Annotated in this window: 19 protein-coding genes; 6 read left to right on the forward strand and 13 right to left on the reverse strand. The window is 74.8% G+C overall.

Annotated elements, in window-relative coordinates; all coding sequences use genetic code 11:
- Positions 1 to 12: 12 nt before the first annotated feature.
- The 4 genes from QDR37_RS09910 to QDR37_RS09925 form a co-directional block, all read right to left on the reverse strand.
- Complete coding sequence (locus QDR37_RS09910) at positions 13 to 1077, reverse strand: PLP-dependent aspartate aminotransferase family protein (protein WP_279713488.1); 1065 nt, start codon at positions 1075 to 1077, stop codon at positions 13 to 15.
- Between the two features lie 99 nt (positions 1078 to 1176).
- Positions 1177 to 1737, reverse strand: coding sequence for a hypothetical protein (locus tag QDR37_RS09915; RefSeq protein WP_279713491.1), 561 nt, complete (start codon positions 1735 to 1737; stop codon positions 1177 to 1179).
- The gene (locus QDR37_RS09920) at positions 1734 to 2276 is read right to left on the reverse strand and encodes an RNA polymerase sigma factor (RefSeq protein WP_279713492.1); all 543 of its coding nucleotides are present in this window, start codon (positions 2274 to 2276) and stop codon (positions 1734 to 1736) included. The genes QDR37_RS09915 and QDR37_RS09920 overlap by 4 nt, the downstream gene beginning before the upstream one ends.
- Positions 2277 to 2344: 68 nt before the next feature.
- Positions 2345 to 3247 carry a DUF4349 domain-containing protein gene (locus QDR37_RS09925; protein WP_279713494.1) on the reverse strand — a complete coding sequence of 301 codons (903 nt, stop codon included), beginning with the start codon at positions 3245 to 3247 and terminating at the stop codon, positions 2345 to 2347.
- Between the two features lie 221 nt (positions 3248 to 3468).
- Here QDR37_RS09925 and QDR37_RS09930 point away from each other — a divergent pair, with 221 nt between their 5' ends.
- Genes QDR37_RS09930 through QDR37_RS16410 form a run of 3 tightly spaced genes read left to right on the forward strand, consistent with a single transcriptional unit; the run spans position 3469 to position 4449 of the window.
- On the forward strand, positions 3469 to 3669 hold the full coding sequence (locus tag QDR37_RS09930) for a hypothetical protein (RefSeq protein ID WP_279713497.1): 201 nt from the start codon (positions 3469 to 3471) through the stop codon (positions 3667 to 3669).
- Entirely contained in the window at positions 3647 to 3985 is a 339-nt protein-coding gene (locus QDR37_RS16405; RefSeq protein WP_347882096.1) for a class I SAM-dependent methyltransferase, read from the forward strand. Before QDR37_RS09930 ends, QDR37_RS16405 begins: the two co-directional genes overlap by 23 nt.
- Positions 3982 to 4449: a hypothetical protein gene (locus QDR37_RS16410; protein WP_347882097.1), complete on the forward strand. Its 468-nt coding sequence runs from the start codon at positions 3982 to 3984 to the stop codon at positions 4447 to 4449. Before QDR37_RS16405 ends, QDR37_RS16410 begins: the two co-directional genes overlap by 4 nt.
- 7 nt (positions 4450 to 4456) lie before the next feature.
- On the opposite strand, the gene QDR37_RS09940 is transcribed toward QDR37_RS16410, so the two are convergent.
- Positions 4457 to 5107, reverse strand: a complete 651-nt coding sequence (locus QDR37_RS09940) for a histidine phosphatase family protein (protein WP_279713499.1) — start codon at positions 5105 to 5107, stop codon at positions 4457 to 4459.
- Between the two features lie 186 nt (positions 5108 to 5293).
- On the opposite strand from QDR37_RS09940, the gene QDR37_RS09945 reads away from it, so the two are divergent.
- The gene (locus QDR37_RS09945; protein ID WP_279713501.1) at positions 5294 to 5668 is read left to right on the forward strand and encodes a hypothetical protein; all 375 of its coding nucleotides are present in this window, start codon (positions 5294 to 5296) and stop codon (positions 5666 to 5668) included.
- 93 nt (positions 5669 to 5761) lie between these two features.
- The gene (gene pgi / locus QDR37_RS09950) at positions 5762 to 7513 is read left to right on the forward strand and encodes a glucose-6-phosphate isomerase (RefSeq protein WP_279713503.1); all 1752 of its coding nucleotides are present in this window, start codon (positions 5762 to 5764) and stop codon (positions 7511 to 7513) included.
- 30 nt (positions 7514 to 7543) lie between these two features.
- Here the strand turns inward: pgi and QDR37_RS09955 are convergent, their stop codons facing one another.
- The 8 genes from QDR37_RS09955 to QDR37_RS09990 form a co-directional block, all read right to left on the reverse strand.
- Positions 7544 to 8617 carry an epoxide hydrolase gene (locus QDR37_RS09955; RefSeq protein ID WP_279713505.1) on the reverse strand — a complete coding sequence of 358 codons (1074 nt, stop codon included), beginning with the start codon at positions 8615 to 8617 and terminating at the stop codon, positions 7544 to 7546.
- Between the two features lie 101 nt (positions 8618 to 8718).
- On the reverse strand, positions 8719 to 9165 hold the full coding sequence (locus tag QDR37_RS09960; protein WP_279713507.1) for an HIT family protein: 447 nt from the start codon (positions 9163 to 9165) through the stop codon (positions 8719 to 8721).
- 6 nt (positions 9166 to 9171) lie between these two features.
- Positions 9172 to 9690 carry a CoA-binding protein gene (locus QDR37_RS09965; protein WP_279713600.1) on the reverse strand — a complete coding sequence of 173 codons (519 nt, stop codon included), beginning with the start codon at positions 9688 to 9690 and terminating at the stop codon, positions 9172 to 9174.
- Positions 9691 to 9848: 158 nt separating this feature from the next.
- Positions 9849 to 10283: a Dabb family protein gene (locus tag QDR37_RS09970; protein ID WP_279713509.1), complete on the reverse strand. Its 435-nt coding sequence runs from the start codon at positions 10281 to 10283 to the stop codon at positions 9849 to 9851.
- On the reverse strand, positions 10280 to 11581 hold the full coding sequence (locus tag QDR37_RS09975) for an O-acetylhomoserine aminocarboxypropyltransferase/cysteine synthase (protein ID WP_279713511.1): 1302 nt from the start codon (positions 11579 to 11581) through the stop codon (positions 10280 to 10282). The genes QDR37_RS09970 and QDR37_RS09975 overlap by 4 nt, the downstream gene beginning before the upstream one ends.
- An 84-nt stretch (positions 11582 to 11665) precedes the next feature.
- Positions 11666 to 12073, reverse strand: a complete 408-nt coding sequence (locus tag QDR37_RS09980) for a hypothetical protein (protein ID WP_279713512.1) — start codon at positions 12071 to 12073, stop codon at positions 11666 to 11668.
- A gap of 138 nt (positions 12074 to 12211) precedes the next feature.
- Positions 12212 to 13432, reverse strand: a complete 1221-nt coding sequence (locus QDR37_RS09985; RefSeq protein ID WP_279713514.1) for an NAD(P)/FAD-dependent oxidoreductase — start codon at positions 13430 to 13432, stop codon at positions 12212 to 12214.
- A gap of 290 nt (positions 13433 to 13722) precedes the next feature.
- Entirely contained in the window at positions 13723 to 14052 is a 330-nt protein-coding gene (locus QDR37_RS09990) for a TraR/DksA C4-type zinc finger protein (RefSeq protein WP_279713516.1), read from the reverse strand.
- Between the two features lie 228 nt (positions 14053 to 14280).
- Here QDR37_RS09990 and QDR37_RS09995 point away from each other — a divergent pair.
- On the forward strand, positions 14281 to 15502 hold a 1222-nt coding region (locus QDR37_RS09995), incomplete at its 3' end, for a DEAD/DEAH box helicase (protein WP_279713601.1).

Consider the following 15502-nt stretch of genomic DNA (forward strand, 5'->3'; position numbering starts at 1 on the left):
GTCCGCATCCGGTCAGGCGCCGAGCGCGCTCCGGAGGTCCCGCTCCAGGTCGTCGACGTGCTCGAGGCCGACGGAGAGCCGCACGAGCCCCTCGGGGATCGTCGAGGCCTCCGCGGGCCAGCGGCGACGGCGCTCGAGGGTGGACTCGACGCCGCCGAGGCTCGTCGCGTGCCGCCAGAGCCGTACCGACGACGCGAGGGCGTCCGCCGCCTCCGCGGTCGGGAGCACGATCGAGACGATCGCGCCGAAGCCGGGGTAGCGCACCTCCTGCAGCCCCTCGAGCCCGGACAGCCGGCGGACGAGCTCCTGCGCCGTGGACTGCGCCCGCTCGAGCCGCACCGGCAGCGTGCGCAGGCCGCGGAGCGCGAGGAACGTCTCGAGCGGCGCGGGGATCGCGCCGCGCAGGGTCCGGATGCTCGTGATCGCCTCGGCGTGCTCCGCGGTCGCCGTGACGACCGCGCCCATGAGCACGTCGCTGTGACCTGAGATGTACTTCGTCGCCGAGTGCACGACGAGGTCGGCGCCCGACTCGAGCGGGCGCTGCAGCAGCGGCGTCGCGAAGGTGTTGTCGACGGCGACGAGCGCGCCGGCCGCGTGCGCGCCCGCGGCGATCGCGGCGACGTCGGCGACCTCGAGCGCCGGGTTCGTCGGCGTCTCGATCCAGACGAGGGCGGCGCCCTCGGCGGCGCCCACGACGGCCTCGGTGTCCGCGATGTCGACGTACTCGACGGTGATGCGGCCACGGCGCTCGCTGTCCTGGAGCTGCCCGATCGTGCCGGTGTAGGAGTGCCGCGGCGCGACCACCTTCGATCCCGCGTCGAGCAGGTCGAGCACCGCGGCGATCGCCGCCATGCCGGAGGCGAACGCGATGCACCGGCCGCCCTCGAGGTCGCCGAGCACGTCCTCGAACGCGGTCCAGGTCGGGTTGCCGTAGCGGCCGTACTCGAGGTCGCCGCCCGCGATGAAGGTGGAGGTGAGCGTGACGGGGACGTTCAGCGGCTGGTCCGGCTCCGACGACGGGCGCCCGAGGGTCACCACGCGCGTCTCGACGTGCAGGGGCTGCTGGGCGTCCGGCATGGGGCTCCTCGGGGATCGGGCGGGTCCGGGTCGTCCTCCATCCTCGGGCACGCGCGGCCGCTCCCTCAGCCGGGTGACGTCCCGGGACCCGAGGAGGGCTCAGCGCGGTGTCATCCCGTTGGCCGGGCAGACCCTTCTCGCGGGGCTGTCGGTGAGGAAGACGTGCAGGACGCCGGCGCGGTCGCGGCACACCGCCGGCCCGGGCAGGCCCGCGGTCGTCGGGGTGCTCGTCGTGCGGGGTGCCGCCTCCGGCCCGAGCGCCTTCGCGCACGCGTCGGCCAGCCGCACCGGCGTCGGGTCGGTCGCCGTCGCCTTCGCTGAGGGCGACGTCGTCGTCGCGCCCGCGTGGCAGACGACGGCCGGGGCGCCGCCGCCACTGGAATCGGCGGTGTTCCCGCCGGAGGCGGACGACGGGCCGCTGTAGGCGGACCCACCAGCGGCGCTGCCCGAGCTCGCCCCGGACTGCCCGACCGGATGCACGACCACGACGAGCCCCACCACCGCGGCCGCGAGCGCGAGCCCCATGCCGCCGCCGACGAGCCGCCGGCGCCGCCGGAGCCGCGCGTCCTCCTCGAGGCGGATGCGGCTCAGCACCGCCCGCTCGATGCGGTCGAGGCGCTCCTCGGTGGGCAGGTCGTCGCGCATCGGCTCCTCGCTCATCGGTCCCGCCTCCCTTCGGTCAGGTCGTCGCGCAGCCGGGCGCGGGCCCGGCTCAGCCGGTTCCGCACCGCGCCCTCGGTCAGCCCGAGCCGCTCGGCCGCCTCGGCATAGCTGAGGTCCTCCGCGAGACAGAGCCGGGCGATCTCGGCGTCCATCGCCGGCAGCCTCGCGAAGGCGCGATCGAGCAGGTCGCGCACCTCGCCTGCCGGCTCGTCCGCGGCGCTGAGCACCTCGGGCGCGGACGTCTCGTGCCGCCCGCGACGCTGGTTCGCCCGCCGCCGGTTCGCCGCGAGGTGCTTCACGGTCACGATCAGCCACGGGAGCGCGGAGTCGCCGACGAGGCCGAGCCGCGCCCGCTTGCGCCAGAGCAGCACGAAGGCGTCCTGCACGAGCTCCTCCGCATCCGGCACGGACTCGATCTGCCGGTAGGCGACCGCGTAGAGCACGCCGCTGTGGCGGCGCAGCACCCGGGCGAAGTGCGCCTGCGCGCCCGGCCCCGTCGCGGCGAGGAGGGCGCGGTCGGTCGGCTCAGCGTCCACGCCACCTCCCGTCCCCGCCCACCCTGGCGCAGCCTGCCGCGGCGGGGCGGGCGCCACGGCGACGACGGTCACGCGGATGGCGGCGGGGCGTCCGGCGGGGCGTCCGCGCCGCGGCTCGCGCGGACGCGCCGACGCACGAGCACGCCGGCGCCCACGAGCGCGCCGAGCACGACGAGCCACGGCAGCAGCACGCCGAGCGCGACGAGCAGCACGCGACCCGTCGCGAGCAGCCCGGCGAGACCCGCGAGGAAGCCGCTGACGAAGTCCGGGGGAGGGGCGTGCCGGGCGACGGCCGGTGCCGTCACCGTGATGGCGAGGGTCGCGTACGCGACCTGGTCGGCGAGGATGCGCTGCTCCGCCTGCAGCTGCTCGAGGTCGGTCTCGCGCGTGGTGAGGCTCGATTCGAGATCGACGAGCTCGCTCGAGGTGCCGGCGCGGCCGAGCAGGGTCTGCAGCCGGGCGATCGAGGCGCGCAGGCCCGAGATGCGGGCGGCGTAATCGGCGGTGCGACCGGTCACGTCGGTGCTGTGCAGGGTCAGGGTGCGCACGTGGCCCTGGTGCGCGATCTGCTCGCGTGCGGTGGCGAAGCCCGCGGCGGGGATGCGCACGGTGAGCGACGCGGTCACCTTGCCGGACGGCTGCTCCTCCTCGGCGTCGATGCGGCCGCCCGCGCCGATCACGATGCTCGTGATGCGGGCCGCGACGCCGATCGGATCCGTCGCGACGAGGTCGAGGTCGCCCGTCGTGACGACCTGCTGCGTCGACGGCACGACGGCGTCGGTCCCCTTCGCCGTCGAGGAGGACCCGGCGGCGTCGGCCACGCCCCGGCTCCCGCCGTTCGATGCGGCGCTGCCCGACCCCACGCCGGCCGAATCGTTCGCTCCACCGCTCGTGCAGCCCGCGAGCAGCCCGGTGGCGAGCGCCACCAGCACCGTCACCGCAGCCAGCCGTGGCCCGCTCCGTCGCCTCATCGTCGTGCTCCCTGTCCTGAAGCCGGATCGGCCTCTCCCTCCTCGTGTGCACCGGGCATCGGAACGTCTCACGGGATCGCCGCCCGGTTCGAAAGGCGGCGGGAGACCACCGGTGCAGAGCGGCAGGAAGGCTGCGGATCCCGAACAAGGGGTGGACGTCTCCTGAGCGCAGTGGGAGAGTGCGAGCGCTCCTTCCCGCCCACACCCATGCGGAGCGCCCCATGAACCCGTTCCTCGACTCGGTCGTCGCCGTCGTCCTCGTCGGCGCGCTGCTGGTCCTCTTCGCCCTCTGGACCCGATTCGCCGTCCGCCGCTCCGGTGGCATCGACGGGCCCCGGCACCCCCGCACCGAGCCGCTCGTGCGTCAGCGCCCGCGCGAGGCGTCGAAGATGGGTGTCCATGGCGGTCGCCGGACGTCCTGAGGACGTCTGGAGCGCGGCCGCCGCGTACGAGGAGTCGTTCGCGCCGCTCTGCGCCGGCGCGGTGCCCGCGCTGCTCGACGCCGCCGGCGCACCCGCCTCAGGCGCCTCGCTGCTCGACGCCGGCACCGGACCGGGCACGGTGGCCGCTGCGGCGCTCGCACGTGGCTGGGCCGTGACGGCGCTGGACCCGTCGCCCGCGATGCTCGCGCGCGCCGCCCGCAACGCCCCCGGCGTCGCGCTGGTCGAGGGCGCCCTGCCCCCGACCTGCCGCTGCCGGACGCGGCGTTCGACGCGGCAGTCGCGAACTTCGTCGTGAACCACCTGCCCGACCCGCCAGGCGGCCTCCGCGGCCTCGCCCGCGTCGTCCGGCCGGCAGGCACGGTCGCGGTCACGATCTGGGCGTCGCAGGTCAGCGCGATGAACCGGCTCTGGACCGAGGTGATGGCCGAGGCCGGCGTCACGCCGCCGCCCGGGATGCGGCTGCCGCCGCAGCGCGACTTCGCGCGCACGGAGGACGGGCTCGCCGGGCTGCTCGCCGAGGCCGGCCTCGCCGACGTGCGCGCCACGACCGTCGGTTGGACCTGGCTCGTCGAGGGCGACCGGCTCTGGCGGGGCGTCGAGGCGGGGCTCGCGACCGTCGGGCTCACCTACCGGCAGCAGGATCGTGCGGGACGCGGGGCCATGCGCGCCGCCTACGAGCGCCTCGCGGTCGACCTCGAGCGCGACGGCCTGCTCGAGCTGCCGAGCGCGGCGGTGCTCGCCGCGGGCCGGCGCGCCTGAGGCCGGATCAGCCGCCGGATCCGGCGGGGTCGTCCGTTCCGCTGGGAACGAGGACCGGCTGCCCCGCCGGGTGCTCGCGCCATTCGCGCATCCGCCAGCCGCCCGGCTCGCCCTCGAGCGCGACGATGCCGGTGTTCGGCAGCGGATGGGTCGCGAGGAAGTCGCGGTCCGCGCCCGCGACCGTCGCCGACCAGCAGCGGATCGCGGCGCCGTGGCTCACGACCACGGCGTCGGCGGCGCCGGACTCCGCCACCTCGGCGAGCGCCGCGTCGAACCGCGCGAAGAACTCCTCGCCGGTCTCACCGCCCGGCATCGCGACGTCGCGCTCGCCGTTCGCCCAGCGGAACACCGTCTCCATGTAGGCGCGCTGCGCCTCGCGCGTCCGCTCGCCCTCGAGGTCGCCGGCGCGGATCTCGCGCAGCCCCTCGAGCAGTCGCGGCTCGAGTCCGCGCTGCTCCGCGGTCGGCGCGATCGTCTCCTGCGTCCGGATGAGCGTGGACGCGAACACCGCATCGATCGGCTCGTCGGCGAGCGTGCCGGAGAGGGCGACCGCCTGCGTGCGACCGAGCTCGGTGAGCGACGGTCCCGGCCGCGCGGTGTCGAGCACGCCGAGCACGTTCGAGGGGATCTGGGCATGGCGGACGAGCAGCAGGCGCACCCGTCCACCATCGCAGCCCTCGGCTGGCCGCCCGGTCCCGGCCGACGGTCCGGCATTCGGAGAACGATCGTTCTTCCATTTGGAGAACGATCGTTCTACGCTCGGACCAGATCCGCTCCGGGTGCCACGCCTCACCCCGAGCGCCGCACCCTTCCGGTGCGGTTCCCGGCCGGCGTTGGAGGATCCGTGGCCCCGTTCTCCGGCTCCTCGCCGCTCGCCGGACCACTCGGCCCGGCCGGCAGCAGCGCCTCCGCCGTCGGAGCGGTCGCGAACGGCCGCGCGGACGTCGCCGTCCTGCTCCGCGAGGCGGGCCGAGGGCGCCGCGAGGCGTTCGGGCCGCTCTACGACCTGCTCGCCCCGCGGGTGTTCGCCATCGGGCGGTCCGTGGCCGGCGAGGGCGCCGCGGAGGCCACGCTCGCGGCGTTCCTCGAGCTGTGGCGGCGGGCGCCGCAGTGGCCCGGCGGGGACGCGGCGGCCGCCGCCGGCTGGGCGCTCCGCGTCGCGGTCGAGGCGCTCGGCGCCACGCAGCAGCGCGGTGGGAAGGCGCCGGGCGTCTCCTGAGATCACCAGGGGACGGCGATACGGTCGGACCGAGCGACGCCCCCGTTCCCGGCGCGGCGTCCGAGCGTCGACCTTCAGCACGGAGAGCCCTCGATGACCACGACTTCCGACACCCCGCAGGCCGCGTCGAACGGCCCCGTCGACCCCACCGGCACCGAGGCCTGGCAGGCCCTCGGCCGCATCAAGGCGGGCTTCCGGCCCGACCTGCGCGGCTGGTTCGACAAGGAGCAGGACCGCGCCGCGCGCTACACCTTCGAGGCCGGGGACCTCACCGTCGACCTCTCGAAGAACCTGCTCACCGAGGAGGTGCTGCAGCACCTCCTGCAGCTCGCCACCGACGTCGACGTGGCCGGCCGCTTCCGGGCGATGATCTCGGGCGAGCACATCAACGTCACCGAGGACCGCGCCGTGCTGCACACCGCGCTGCGCCGCCCCGCGCAGGGCGAGCTCGAGCCCGCGAAGCCGCTGACGGTCGACGGGCAGGACGTCGACACCGACGTCCGGGCCGTGCTCGACAAGATCTACGGCTTCGCGAAGGCCGTGCGCAGCGGCGACTGGAAGGGCGTCACCGGTAAGCGCGTCGCGACCGTCGTGAACATCGGCATCGGGGGCTCCGACCTCGGCCCGGTCATGGTCTACGAGGCCCTCAAGCCCTACGTGCAGGAGGGGCTGGAGTGCCGGTTCGTGTCGAACATCGACCCGTCCGACATCTACGAGAAGACGAAGGACCTCGACCCGGAGACGACGCTCTTCATCGTCGCGTCGAAGACCTTCGGCACCCTCGAGACGCTCACGAACGCGCGCCTCGCGCGGCAGTGGCTCTGGGAGCGGCTGTCGGCGGCGGGCGTGCTCGAGGACTCCGACGACGCGCGCACCACGGCGGTCAGCCGCCATTTCGTCGCCGTCTCGACCGCGCTCGACAAGGTGAAGGCGTTCGGCATCGACCCCGACAACGCGTTCGGCTTCTGGAACTGGGTCGGCGGCCGCTACTCGGTCGACTCCGCCGTCGGCACCTCGGTCGCGATCGCGATCGGGCCGGAGGGCTTCGAGGACTTCCTCGCGGGCTTCCACGCCATCGACGAGCACATGCGCACGACCCCGCTCGAGCGGAACGTGCCCGTGCTGATGGGCCTGCTGAACGTCTGGTACACGAACTTCCTCGGCGCCCAGACGCACGCGGTGCTGCCGTACGCGCAGTACCTGCACCGCTTCCCGGCCTACCTGCAGCAGCTCACGATGGAGAGCAACGGCAAGTCGGTGCGCTGGGACGGCTCGCCCGTCACCACCGACACCGGCGAGATCTTCTGGGGCGAGCCGGGCACGAACGGCCAGCACGCCTTCTACCAGCTCATCCACCAGGGCACCCGGCTCATCCCGGCCGACTTCATCACGGTCGCGAACCCGGCGCACGCGCTCGTCGACGAGCAGGGCGACGGCGGCGCGGTGAAGCCGGGCGCCGACGTGCACGCGCTGTTCCTCGCGAACTTCTTCGCGCAGACGCAGGCGCTCGCCTTCGGCAAGACCTCCGACGAGGTGCGGGCCGAGGGCGCGAAGGAGTCGGTGGTCACCGCCCGCACGTTCGAGGGCAACCGGCCGACGACGTCGATCATCGCTCCGTCGCTCACGCCCTCGGTCGTCGGGCAGCTGATCGCGCTCTACGAGCACATCGTGTTCACCGAGGGCACCGTCTGGGGCATCGACAGCTTCGACCAGTGGGGCGTCGAGCTCGGCAAGCAGCTCGCGCTGCAGATCACGCCGGCGCTGCAGGGCGACACCTCGGCCCTCGAGTCGCAGGACGCCTCGACGCAGTCGCTCATCCGCAAGTACCTCGAGCTGCGGAAGTAGCCGCCGCCACCCGGATCCGGGCGCATCGGGCTACGTGGCCAGCGCGACGGCTTTCCGGAGGCCCGCGACGAACGCCTCCGGGCGCTCCCACGCGGCGAAGTGGCCGCCCGACTCGGCGACGTCCCACTCACGGACGTCGAAGGTGCGCTCGGCGTACCCGCGGGGCGCGTGCAGCAGGTCGCGGGGGAACAGCTGGACCGCGAGGGGGGCCGCGACCCGGCCGGGCACCGGCGGCTCGCGCAACGCGTACGGCCCGAACGACGTTCCGATCGTGCCCGTCACCCAGTAGGCGGTGACCCAGGTCAGCAGGTCGTCGCGCGGGAAGGCGGCCTCCACGTCGCCGTCGCAGTCGCTCCAGCTGCGCAGCTTCTCCACGATCCAGGCCGCGAGCCCCGCGGGGGAGTCGCCGAGCGCCGCCGCGAGGGTGTTCGGCTTCGTGGCCTGCTCGGCCAGGTAGGCGCCCTCGCCGGCCTGCCAGCGGGCGATCTCCGCCGAGAAGGCCCGCTCCTCGGGCGTCCAGTCCGAGCGGTCGACCAGCGCGAGCGCCCGCGACGGCACGTCGGTGAGGTGCAGGGCGCCGACGTGCTCGGGATGCCGGCGGGCGAGCGACTCCGCGACGCTCGTGCCGATGTCGCCCCCCGAGACGGTGCACGCGCCGTAGCCGAGCTCGTCGAGCAGCGCCGCGACCGGGTCGGCCATCGCGGCGCCCGACGAGGCGGGCAGGTCGCTGAAGGGGTAGCCGGGCAGCGCGGGCACCACCACGTGCACGTCGGGAAGCAGCGGCAGCACCCGCGTGAAGCGGAGCACCGAGTCGGGCCAGCCGTGCAGCAGCACCACGACCGGGGCGGCGGGATCCGCGGCCCGCTGGTGCACGGCGCGGAGGCCGCCGCTCGAGCGCACCCAGGGCAGCGCGCGGATCCGGTCCTCCGCGGCGCGCCAGTCGTGTTCCTCGGCCCAGTACCGGACGAGCCCGGTGAGGTATCCGCTCTCGACCCCGCGCTCCGGGCCGCCCGGTACGACGTCGACGGTCCTCGTGGCCCGCAGCCGTCGGCGGAGGTCGTCGAGCACGGCGTCGTCGACGGGAGCGGGGGCTGCGTCCGGCATGCCGCGATCGTCCTCCTCGAGACCCGCCCGCGCCATGTGCGGAGACCATCCGCGGTGCGCGGGCGGAGGCGTCGCGTCGGGTCCTGCAGGGCGCGCAGGTGCTACGGGGCGAGCGCCTCCCGGATCGCCTGGGCGTCGCGCTCGAGCAGCGCGCGGTCGTGGGCGGGCCCGATCGGGAACATCAGCTCCCCGCCGTCGCCCTCGAAGCGCGGGACGACGTGGAGGTGGAGGTGGAGCACCGTCTGGAAGGCGGCCGCACCGTCGCAGAGGAGGAGGTTGACGCCGTCGGTGCGCAGGCTCGAGCGGCGCAGTGCGCGGGCGAGGTCGTGCGCGACCGACCAGACCCGCCTGCCCGTGTCCGGATCCGTGTCGTCGAGACCCACCGAGTGCCGCTTCGGCACGACGAGCAGGTGTCCCGGCGTCACCGGATGCAGGTCGAGGAACGCGATCACCTCGTCGTCCTCGTGGACGACGCTCGCCTCGGCCTCGCCGGCCGCGATCGCGCAGAAGACGCACCCGTCGCCGGTCGAGGTCGCGGGACCCGACATTCGCGGCTAGCGCAGCGTCTTCCGTGCCGAGATCTGGCCGGTGTCGAAGCCCATGAGGTGCAGGCCGCCGTGGAAGCGGGCGTGCTCGATCTTGATGCAGCGGTCCATCACGACGGTGAGGCCCTTGCTCTCGCCGTAGTACGCGGCGTCCTGGTTCCAGATGCCGAGCTGCACCCAGATCGTCGGCGCCCCGATCTCCACGACCTGGTCGACGACGGCCGGGATGTCGCTGCCCTTGCGGAACACGTCGACGATGTCGGGCACCTCGGGCAGCGACTGCAGGTCCGGGTACGCGGGCTGGCCGAGGATCTCCGCGGCGTTCGGGTTCACGAAGTACACGCGGTAGTCGCTCGACTGGAGCAGGTAGGTGCCGACGAAGTAGCTGGAGCGTGCCGGATTCGGGCTCGCCCCGACGATCGCGACGCTCTTCGCGCGCCGCAGGATGCCGAGCCGCTGCTTCGCGTCGGGGCCGTGCCACGTGCGGGCCGCCTTCAGCCGCTTCGCGAGCGGGCTCGAGGCGGGGATGTCGCAGGTGAGGCCGTTCGAGAGCGTCGCCGTGACCGTCTCGGCGATCGCCGGCGCCTGCGGGCCTCCGTGCAGGTCGGTGACGACCGCGCCGTCCTGCGCGCCCGCGGCGCTCTCGGTGACCGTGCCCGGACCTGCCGCGTTCGAGATCGTGTCGCTCATCGCCGCTCCTCCTCGTTCCATCCTGCGCCCGCCGGGCCGCCGTCGTGGTCCGCGTCGAAGTCGAAGACGAGCACGCCGTCCTCGGCGAGCAGCGGCCCGACGAAGGCCTTGAAGGCGTCGTGCGGCTCGTCGAACGGCACGCCCTCGCCGACGAAGGGGCGGCCGAGGTAGTAGTTGCGGTCGCCCTCGGAGGCGAACTCGACGACGAAGCCGAGCTCGAGCCCGCGGCCGACGCCCTCGGGGCTCGTCTGCGGCCCGCTGCGGATGCGGCGGATGTACCGGCGGCCTTCGCGCTCGCTGTCCGCGAGGGCCCGGAACCGGCGCTCGACCTCGGCGCGATCCGCGTCGGTGGCGTCGTCACGGAGGCGGAAGAGCACGATGTGGACGACGTCGCCCGGCTTGTACCCGGGGTCGGTCTCGAGCGCGGTCATGCGGCGGACCGCTTCTCGACGGCGGCGTCGAGCGCCTGGTCGAGGTCGGCGACGATGTCCTCGACGTCCTCGATGCCGACGCTGATACGCACGAGGCCGGGGTCGACGCCCGCGTCGAGCAGCTGCTGCTCGTTCAGCTGCGCGTGGGTGGTCGATGCGGGGTGGATGACGAGGGTCTTCGCGTCGCCGATGTTCGCGAGGTGGCTCGCGAGGTCCACCGACTCGATGAACGTCTGGCCCGCGTCGCGGCCGCCCTTGATGCCGAACCCGAACACCGCGCCCGGGCCCTTCGGCAGGTACTTCGCGGCGCGCTCGTGGTGCGGGTGGTTCGGCAGGCCCGCCCAGTGGACGTACTCGATGCGGTCGTCCTGCTCGAGCCACTCCGCCACGACGCGGGCGTTGTCGACGTGCGCCTGCATCCGGAACGGCAGGGTCTCGACGCCCTGCGACAGCAGGAACGCGGAGTGCGGCGACAGCACCGGGCCGATGTCGCGCAGCTGCTCGGCGCGGAGGCGGGTGAGGAAGGCGTACTCGCCGAAGTTGCCGGACCACTGCAGCCCGCCGTAGGTCGGCACCGCCTGACCGAAGAGCGGGAAGCGCTCGCTGTGCCAGTCGAACCGGCCGGACTCCGAGACGACGCCGCCGAGCGTGGTGCCGTGGCCGCCGAGGAACTTCGTCGCCGAGTGCACGACGATGTCGGCGCCCCACTCCATCGGCCGCGACAGGTACGGCGTCGCGATGGTGGCGTCGATCATGAGCGGCACGCCCGCGGCGTGCGCGACGTCGGCGAGGCCCTCGACGTCGGCGACCTCGCCGGACGGGTTCGCGACGCTCTCGGCGAAGACCACCTTCGTGCGGTCGGTGATCGCCCTCGCGTACTCCTCGGGGTCCGACGAGCGGACGAAGGTGGTCTCGACCCCGAAGCGGCGCAGCGCGATGTCGAGCTGCGTGAGCGAGCCGCCGTAGAGCTGCGACGACGCCACGATGTGGTCGCCCTGGCCGGCGAGCGCGGCGAAGGTGATGTATTGCGCGCCGAGCCCCGACGAGGTCGCGACGGCGCCGAGCGCCCCTTCCAGGCTCGCGATGCGCTCCTCGAAGCTCGCCACGGTCGGGTTCGCGAGACGGCTGTAGATGTTGCCGTACTTCTGCAGGGCGAAGCGGGCCGCGGCGTCCGCGGTGTCGTCGAAGACGAAGGCGCTCGTCTGGTAGATCGGCACGGCGCGGGCACCGGTGACGGGGTCCGGGATGTTGCCCGCGTGGATCGCCCGGGTGCGGAAGCCGTACTCACGATCAGCCATGACCCGACGGTACCTTCGGCGGCTCGGGGCCCCTGTGCGCTCCGTGACGCCGGATGACGGCGGCGTGACGGATGCCGGCGGCGGTCAGTCGCGGCGTCGCGCCCAGCTGAGCAGCGCGACGAGGGCGGCCGCCGCGCCCGGCAGCACCGCGGGCAGCGGGGAGGCGAGATCGAGCTCGCCGTGGTGCGCGGCTGCGGCGAGGTAGGGCGCCGCGACCGCCACGGGCAGCCAGAGCGCGGGCGTGAGCAGGAGCAGCCAGCCGAAGCGACGGCGGTGCAGTGCCGCACCGAGCACGCCGAACGCGGCGGTCGCGAGCAGCAGCGTGACGAGCGCGACGGGCCAGACGCCGAAGAGCAGGGCGACGAGCGCGTACTGCATCATCTCGCCGAGCAGGGCGCCGACGACGAACGCGACCAGGGCGTGCAACCAGGACCGGCGCGGCAGGCGCCGAAGCCGCGCGGGCGCGGTCGCCGGGCGCTCGGCGGTGCTCATGGGGCCACCCTGGCAGCGGCGGCCCCCGCGGGCTTCCCCGCTTCCAGGGGCCCCGGACCCCGTGCGCCCCCGGGCCGCGCACGGCGCTCGCCGACGTCGTCCGGCCGGGCGCGCCCACCTGACGCCGCGCGTGCGGGCTCAGGGCCGCAGCAGGATCGCGTCGGCCGCCCGGCGCCCCGAGAGCAGCGCGCCCTGCGACGACGGGGTGTCGCGCCAGTCGCCCGCGACGAGCAGCCCGGGGGCGAGGCGGACCGGGCGCCGCAGCGGGCTGCCGCCGGGGTGGTCGGGCAGGGCCTCCGGCACGCGGGAGACGGCGACCTCCGTCCAGCCGCGGGTGTCGACGCCCCAGAGCCGGGTCAGGGTCGCGTGGAGCAGGTCGGGCGGCAGCGGCTCGGGGCCGAGCGTCGAGGAGGCGATGAGGGCGCCGCGGCCCGTCGCGTACTCGGGCGCGGCGTTGCTCATCACGACCGTGTTCGCGACCGGGCCGCGCTCGGTGTCGAGCACGAGGATCGGCCGCTGCACCGGTGCCTCGGGAGCGGCGTGCCAGACGGTGGTGACGCTGTGCACGCGCGGCGGTGCCTCGCCGAGCAGGGTCGCGGCCTGCACGGGGCCCGCGGCGACGACGACCGCGCGCGCCCTGAGCGTGCCCTCGCCCTCGACGTCCACCTCGCCGGGGCGCACCGCGACGACGCGGCGGCCGTACCCGAGCGCGCCCGGCGGCAGGCGCGCGGCGAGGCGCTCCGGCAGCGCGCCGACCCCGCCCACGGGCACGACGACGCGGCCGCGGACGAAGGTGCGCAGCACGTACTCGACGAACCGGCTCGAGGTCGTCAGGCGGTCCTCGAGCAGCACGCCCGAGAGGAAGGGGCGCAGGAAGTGCTCCGTCGGCGCGCCGTCGAGGCCCGCGGACTCGAGGACCTCGAGGAACGCGCGATCGGGCCGGCGGCGGAGCGCTTCGACGGGGCCGTAGGAGACGGCGGCGACGAAGGCGCCGAGCCGCGCGAGCTCGGCGGGGGAGCCGGCGACGCCGGTGGCGAGGCCGCGGACACCGGTCGGGATGCGGCGCGGATCGGCGACGAGGTGCAGGGCGTCGCTGCGGCGCAGCAGCGCCCCGCGGTCGAAGTCGCGCAGCTGCAGCGAGTCGAGCACGTCGAGCCGCTGCAGCTCCGAGTACGCGGTGTTCAGCACCTGGAAGCCGCGGTCGATCGTGTAGCCGTCGACGACATCCGAGCGCACCCGGCCGCCCGGCCCGTCGGACGCCTCGAGCACCCGCACGGAGCGCCCGGCGGCCGTGAGGCGCAGAGCGGTGGCGAGCCCGGCGAGCCCCGCCCCGACGACGAGCACGTCCGCATCGCTCATGCGGGGACGCTAGCCGTGGTGCCCTCCCCGGACGCAGGGGATCCGCCCGGATGCAGGGGCCGCAGCCGGCGGCGCACGACCGCGTGTAGGTACTTCGCCCTGGTGTAGGTGCGGATCCGGCTTCTGCACCTACACGGGGGCGGATCACCTACGGCCGGTATCGACGCTCCCGGAACGCAGGGGATCCGCCGGGATGCAGGGCCGACGGCGCGGTTCCGTCGTGCGCGCCGGTGGATCCCCTGCATCCGGCGCCGTGACGACGCCCGGCGCCACGGGGGAACCCGCGGACCTCAGGCGTGCCGGACGCAGGTCGTCGTGAACGGGCGCGCCGCGAGCCGGGCCGCGGGGATCGGCTCGCCGCACACGGCGCAGACGCCGTAGGTGCCGGCCGCGACCCGCTCGAGCGCCGCGTCCACCTCCGCGAGGCGGCGGCGCGCCGCGGTGCGCAGCGCATCGGCCTGCGACCGCTCGAAGGCGATCGTCGCGCCCTCGGGGTCGTGCTCGTCGTCGCTGTTCGCGTCGGCGCGGGCCGCTGTGACGGCGGCGACCGTCTCGTCGAGCGACCGGATCTGGGCCGTCGCCTGATCGCGCAGCCGCTCGAGCTCGGGCACCGGATCCACACACGGATTGTGCCTGCGCGACACCGAGGGTGCGCGCCCGGTAGACTGGTCGAGGCGCGAACGATCGCGCCGGCGTCGAGGACACCCGTTCCCTCCGCCCTCGTGCAGCGCGATCCAGCGCTCGCGACCGGGCTGCTGCTTTCGGATTTCGTGACCACGGCGAACGACGTGCCGACCGGCACCGTCGCCTCCAGGTGGCCACGAGCCGCCCGTATCCGGAAGAGCACCATGCCCGCTCCCTTCGCCGATCTCGGCGTGCCCACCCGTCTCGTCACCGCGCTCGCGGCGCAGGGCGTCACCGAGCCGTTCCCCATCCAGGCAGCGACGCTGCCCGACTCGCTCGCCGGCCGCGACGTGCTCGGCCGCGGCCGCACCGGCAGCGGCAAGACGCTCGCCTTCGCGCTGCCGATGGTCGCCCGCCTGTCCGGCCGCCTCGCCGGCGGATCCCGCCGCAGCGGCCGCCCCCTCGGCCTCGTGCTCGCCCCGACCCGCGAGCTCGCGACGCAGATCGCCGCGACGATCGAGCCCCTCGCCGCGGCCGCGGGCCTCACGGTCACCACCGTCTTCGGTGGCGTCTCGCAGCAGCGGCAGGTGAAGGCGCTGCACGACGGCGTCGACATCCTCGTCGCGTGCCCCGGCCGCCTCGAGGACCTCCTCGGCCAGCGCGTGCTCACGCTCGACGCGGTCGAGATCACGGTGCTCGACGAGGCGGACCACATGGCCGACCTCGGCTTCCTGCCCGGCGTCACCCGGATCCTCGGCGGCACGCCCGCGGGCGGCCAGCGGCTGCTCTTCTCCGCGACGCTCGACAACGGCGTCGACAAGATCGTGCAGCGCTTCCTCGCGAAGCCGGTCACGCACTCGGTCGACGACGAGACCTCGCCCGTCGAGGCGATGACGCACCGCGTCTTCGAGCTCGCCGACGCCGACGCGAAGCGTCGCGTGCTCACGACACTCGCCTCCGGCAGCGACCGCCGCATCCTCTTCGTCCGCACGAAGCATGTCGCGAAGAAGATCGCGAAGCAGCTCGTCGCCGACGGCATCGCCGCGGTCGACCTGCAGGGCAACCTGTCGCAGAACGCGCGCGACCGGAACCTCGCCGCGTTCACCTCGGGCGAGGCGCGCGTGCTCGTCGCCACCGACGTCGCCGCCCGCGGCGTCCACGTCGACGACGTCGCGCTCGTCGTGCACGCCGACCCGCCCACCGAGCACAAGGCGTACCTGCACCGCTCCGGCCGCACCGCCCGCGCCGGCGCCTCGGGCACCGTCGTCACGCTCGTGCTGCCGGAGCAGCGCCGCGACGTCACGATGCTGCTGAAGAAGGCCGGCCTGCAGGTGCCGGGCGAGCAGGTGACGTCGGCCTCGCCGGCCGTCGTCGAGCTGGTCGGCACGCCCGCCCCGTTCACGCCGCCGCCCGTCGCGGCGCCGCGCCAGGGCGGCGGCTCGGGGA

Origin of the sequence: Amnibacterium sp. CER49 (assembly GCF_029846255.1) — a bacterium.
Taxonomy (GTDB): domain Bacteria; phylum Actinomycetota; class Actinomycetes; order Actinomycetales; family Microbacteriaceae; genus Amnibacterium.

Bases quoted from the DNA above. Each gene is read 5' to 3' on its own strand.
- QDR37_RS09910 (WP_279713488.1), bottom strand. From the start codon at position 1,077: ATGCCGGACGCCCAGCAGCCCCTGCACGTCGAGACGCGCGTGGTGACC.
- QDR37_RS09915 (WP_279713491.1), bottom strand. From the start codon at position 1,737: ATGAGCGAGGAGCCGATGCGCGACGACCTGCCCACCGAGGAGCGCCTC.
- QDR37_RS09925 (WP_279713494.1), bottom strand. From the start codon at position 3,247: ATGAGGCGACGGAGCGGGCCACGGCTGGCTGCGGTGACGGTGCTGGTG.
- QDR37_RS09930 (WP_279713497.1), top strand. From the start codon at position 3,469: ATGAACCCGTTCCTCGACTCGGTCGTCGCCGTCGTCCTCGTCGGCGCG.
- QDR37_RS16405 (WP_347882096.1), top strand. From the start codon at position 3,647: ATGGCGGTCGCCGGACGTCCTGAGGACGTCTGGAGCGCGGCCGCCGCG.
- pgi (WP_279713503.1), top strand. From the start codon at position 5,762: ATGACCACGACTTCCGACACCCCGCAGGCCGCGTCGAACGGCCCCGTC.
- QDR37_RS09955 (WP_279713505.1), bottom strand. From the start codon at position 8,617: ATGCCGGACGCAGCCCCCGCTCCCGTCGACGACGCCGTGCTCGACGAC.
- QDR37_RS09960 (WP_279713507.1), bottom strand. From the start codon at position 9,165: ATGTCGGGTCCCGCGACCTCGACCGGCGACGGGTGCGTCTTCTGCGCG.
- QDR37_RS09970 (WP_279713509.1), bottom strand. From the start codon at position 10,283: ATGACCGCGCTCGAGACCGACCCCGGGTACAAGCCGGGCGACGTCGTC.
- QDR37_RS09975 (WP_279713511.1), bottom strand. From the start codon at position 11,581: ATGGCTGATCGTGAGTACGGCTTCCGCACCCGGGCGATCCACGCGGGC.
- QDR37_RS09980 (WP_279713512.1), bottom strand. From the start codon at position 12,073: ATGAGCACCGCCGAGCGCCCGGCGACCGCGCCCGCGCGGCTTCGGCGC.
- QDR37_RS09985 (WP_279713514.1), bottom strand. From the start codon at position 13,432: ATGAGCGATGCGGACGTGCTCGTCGTCGGGGCGGGGCTCGCCGGGCTC.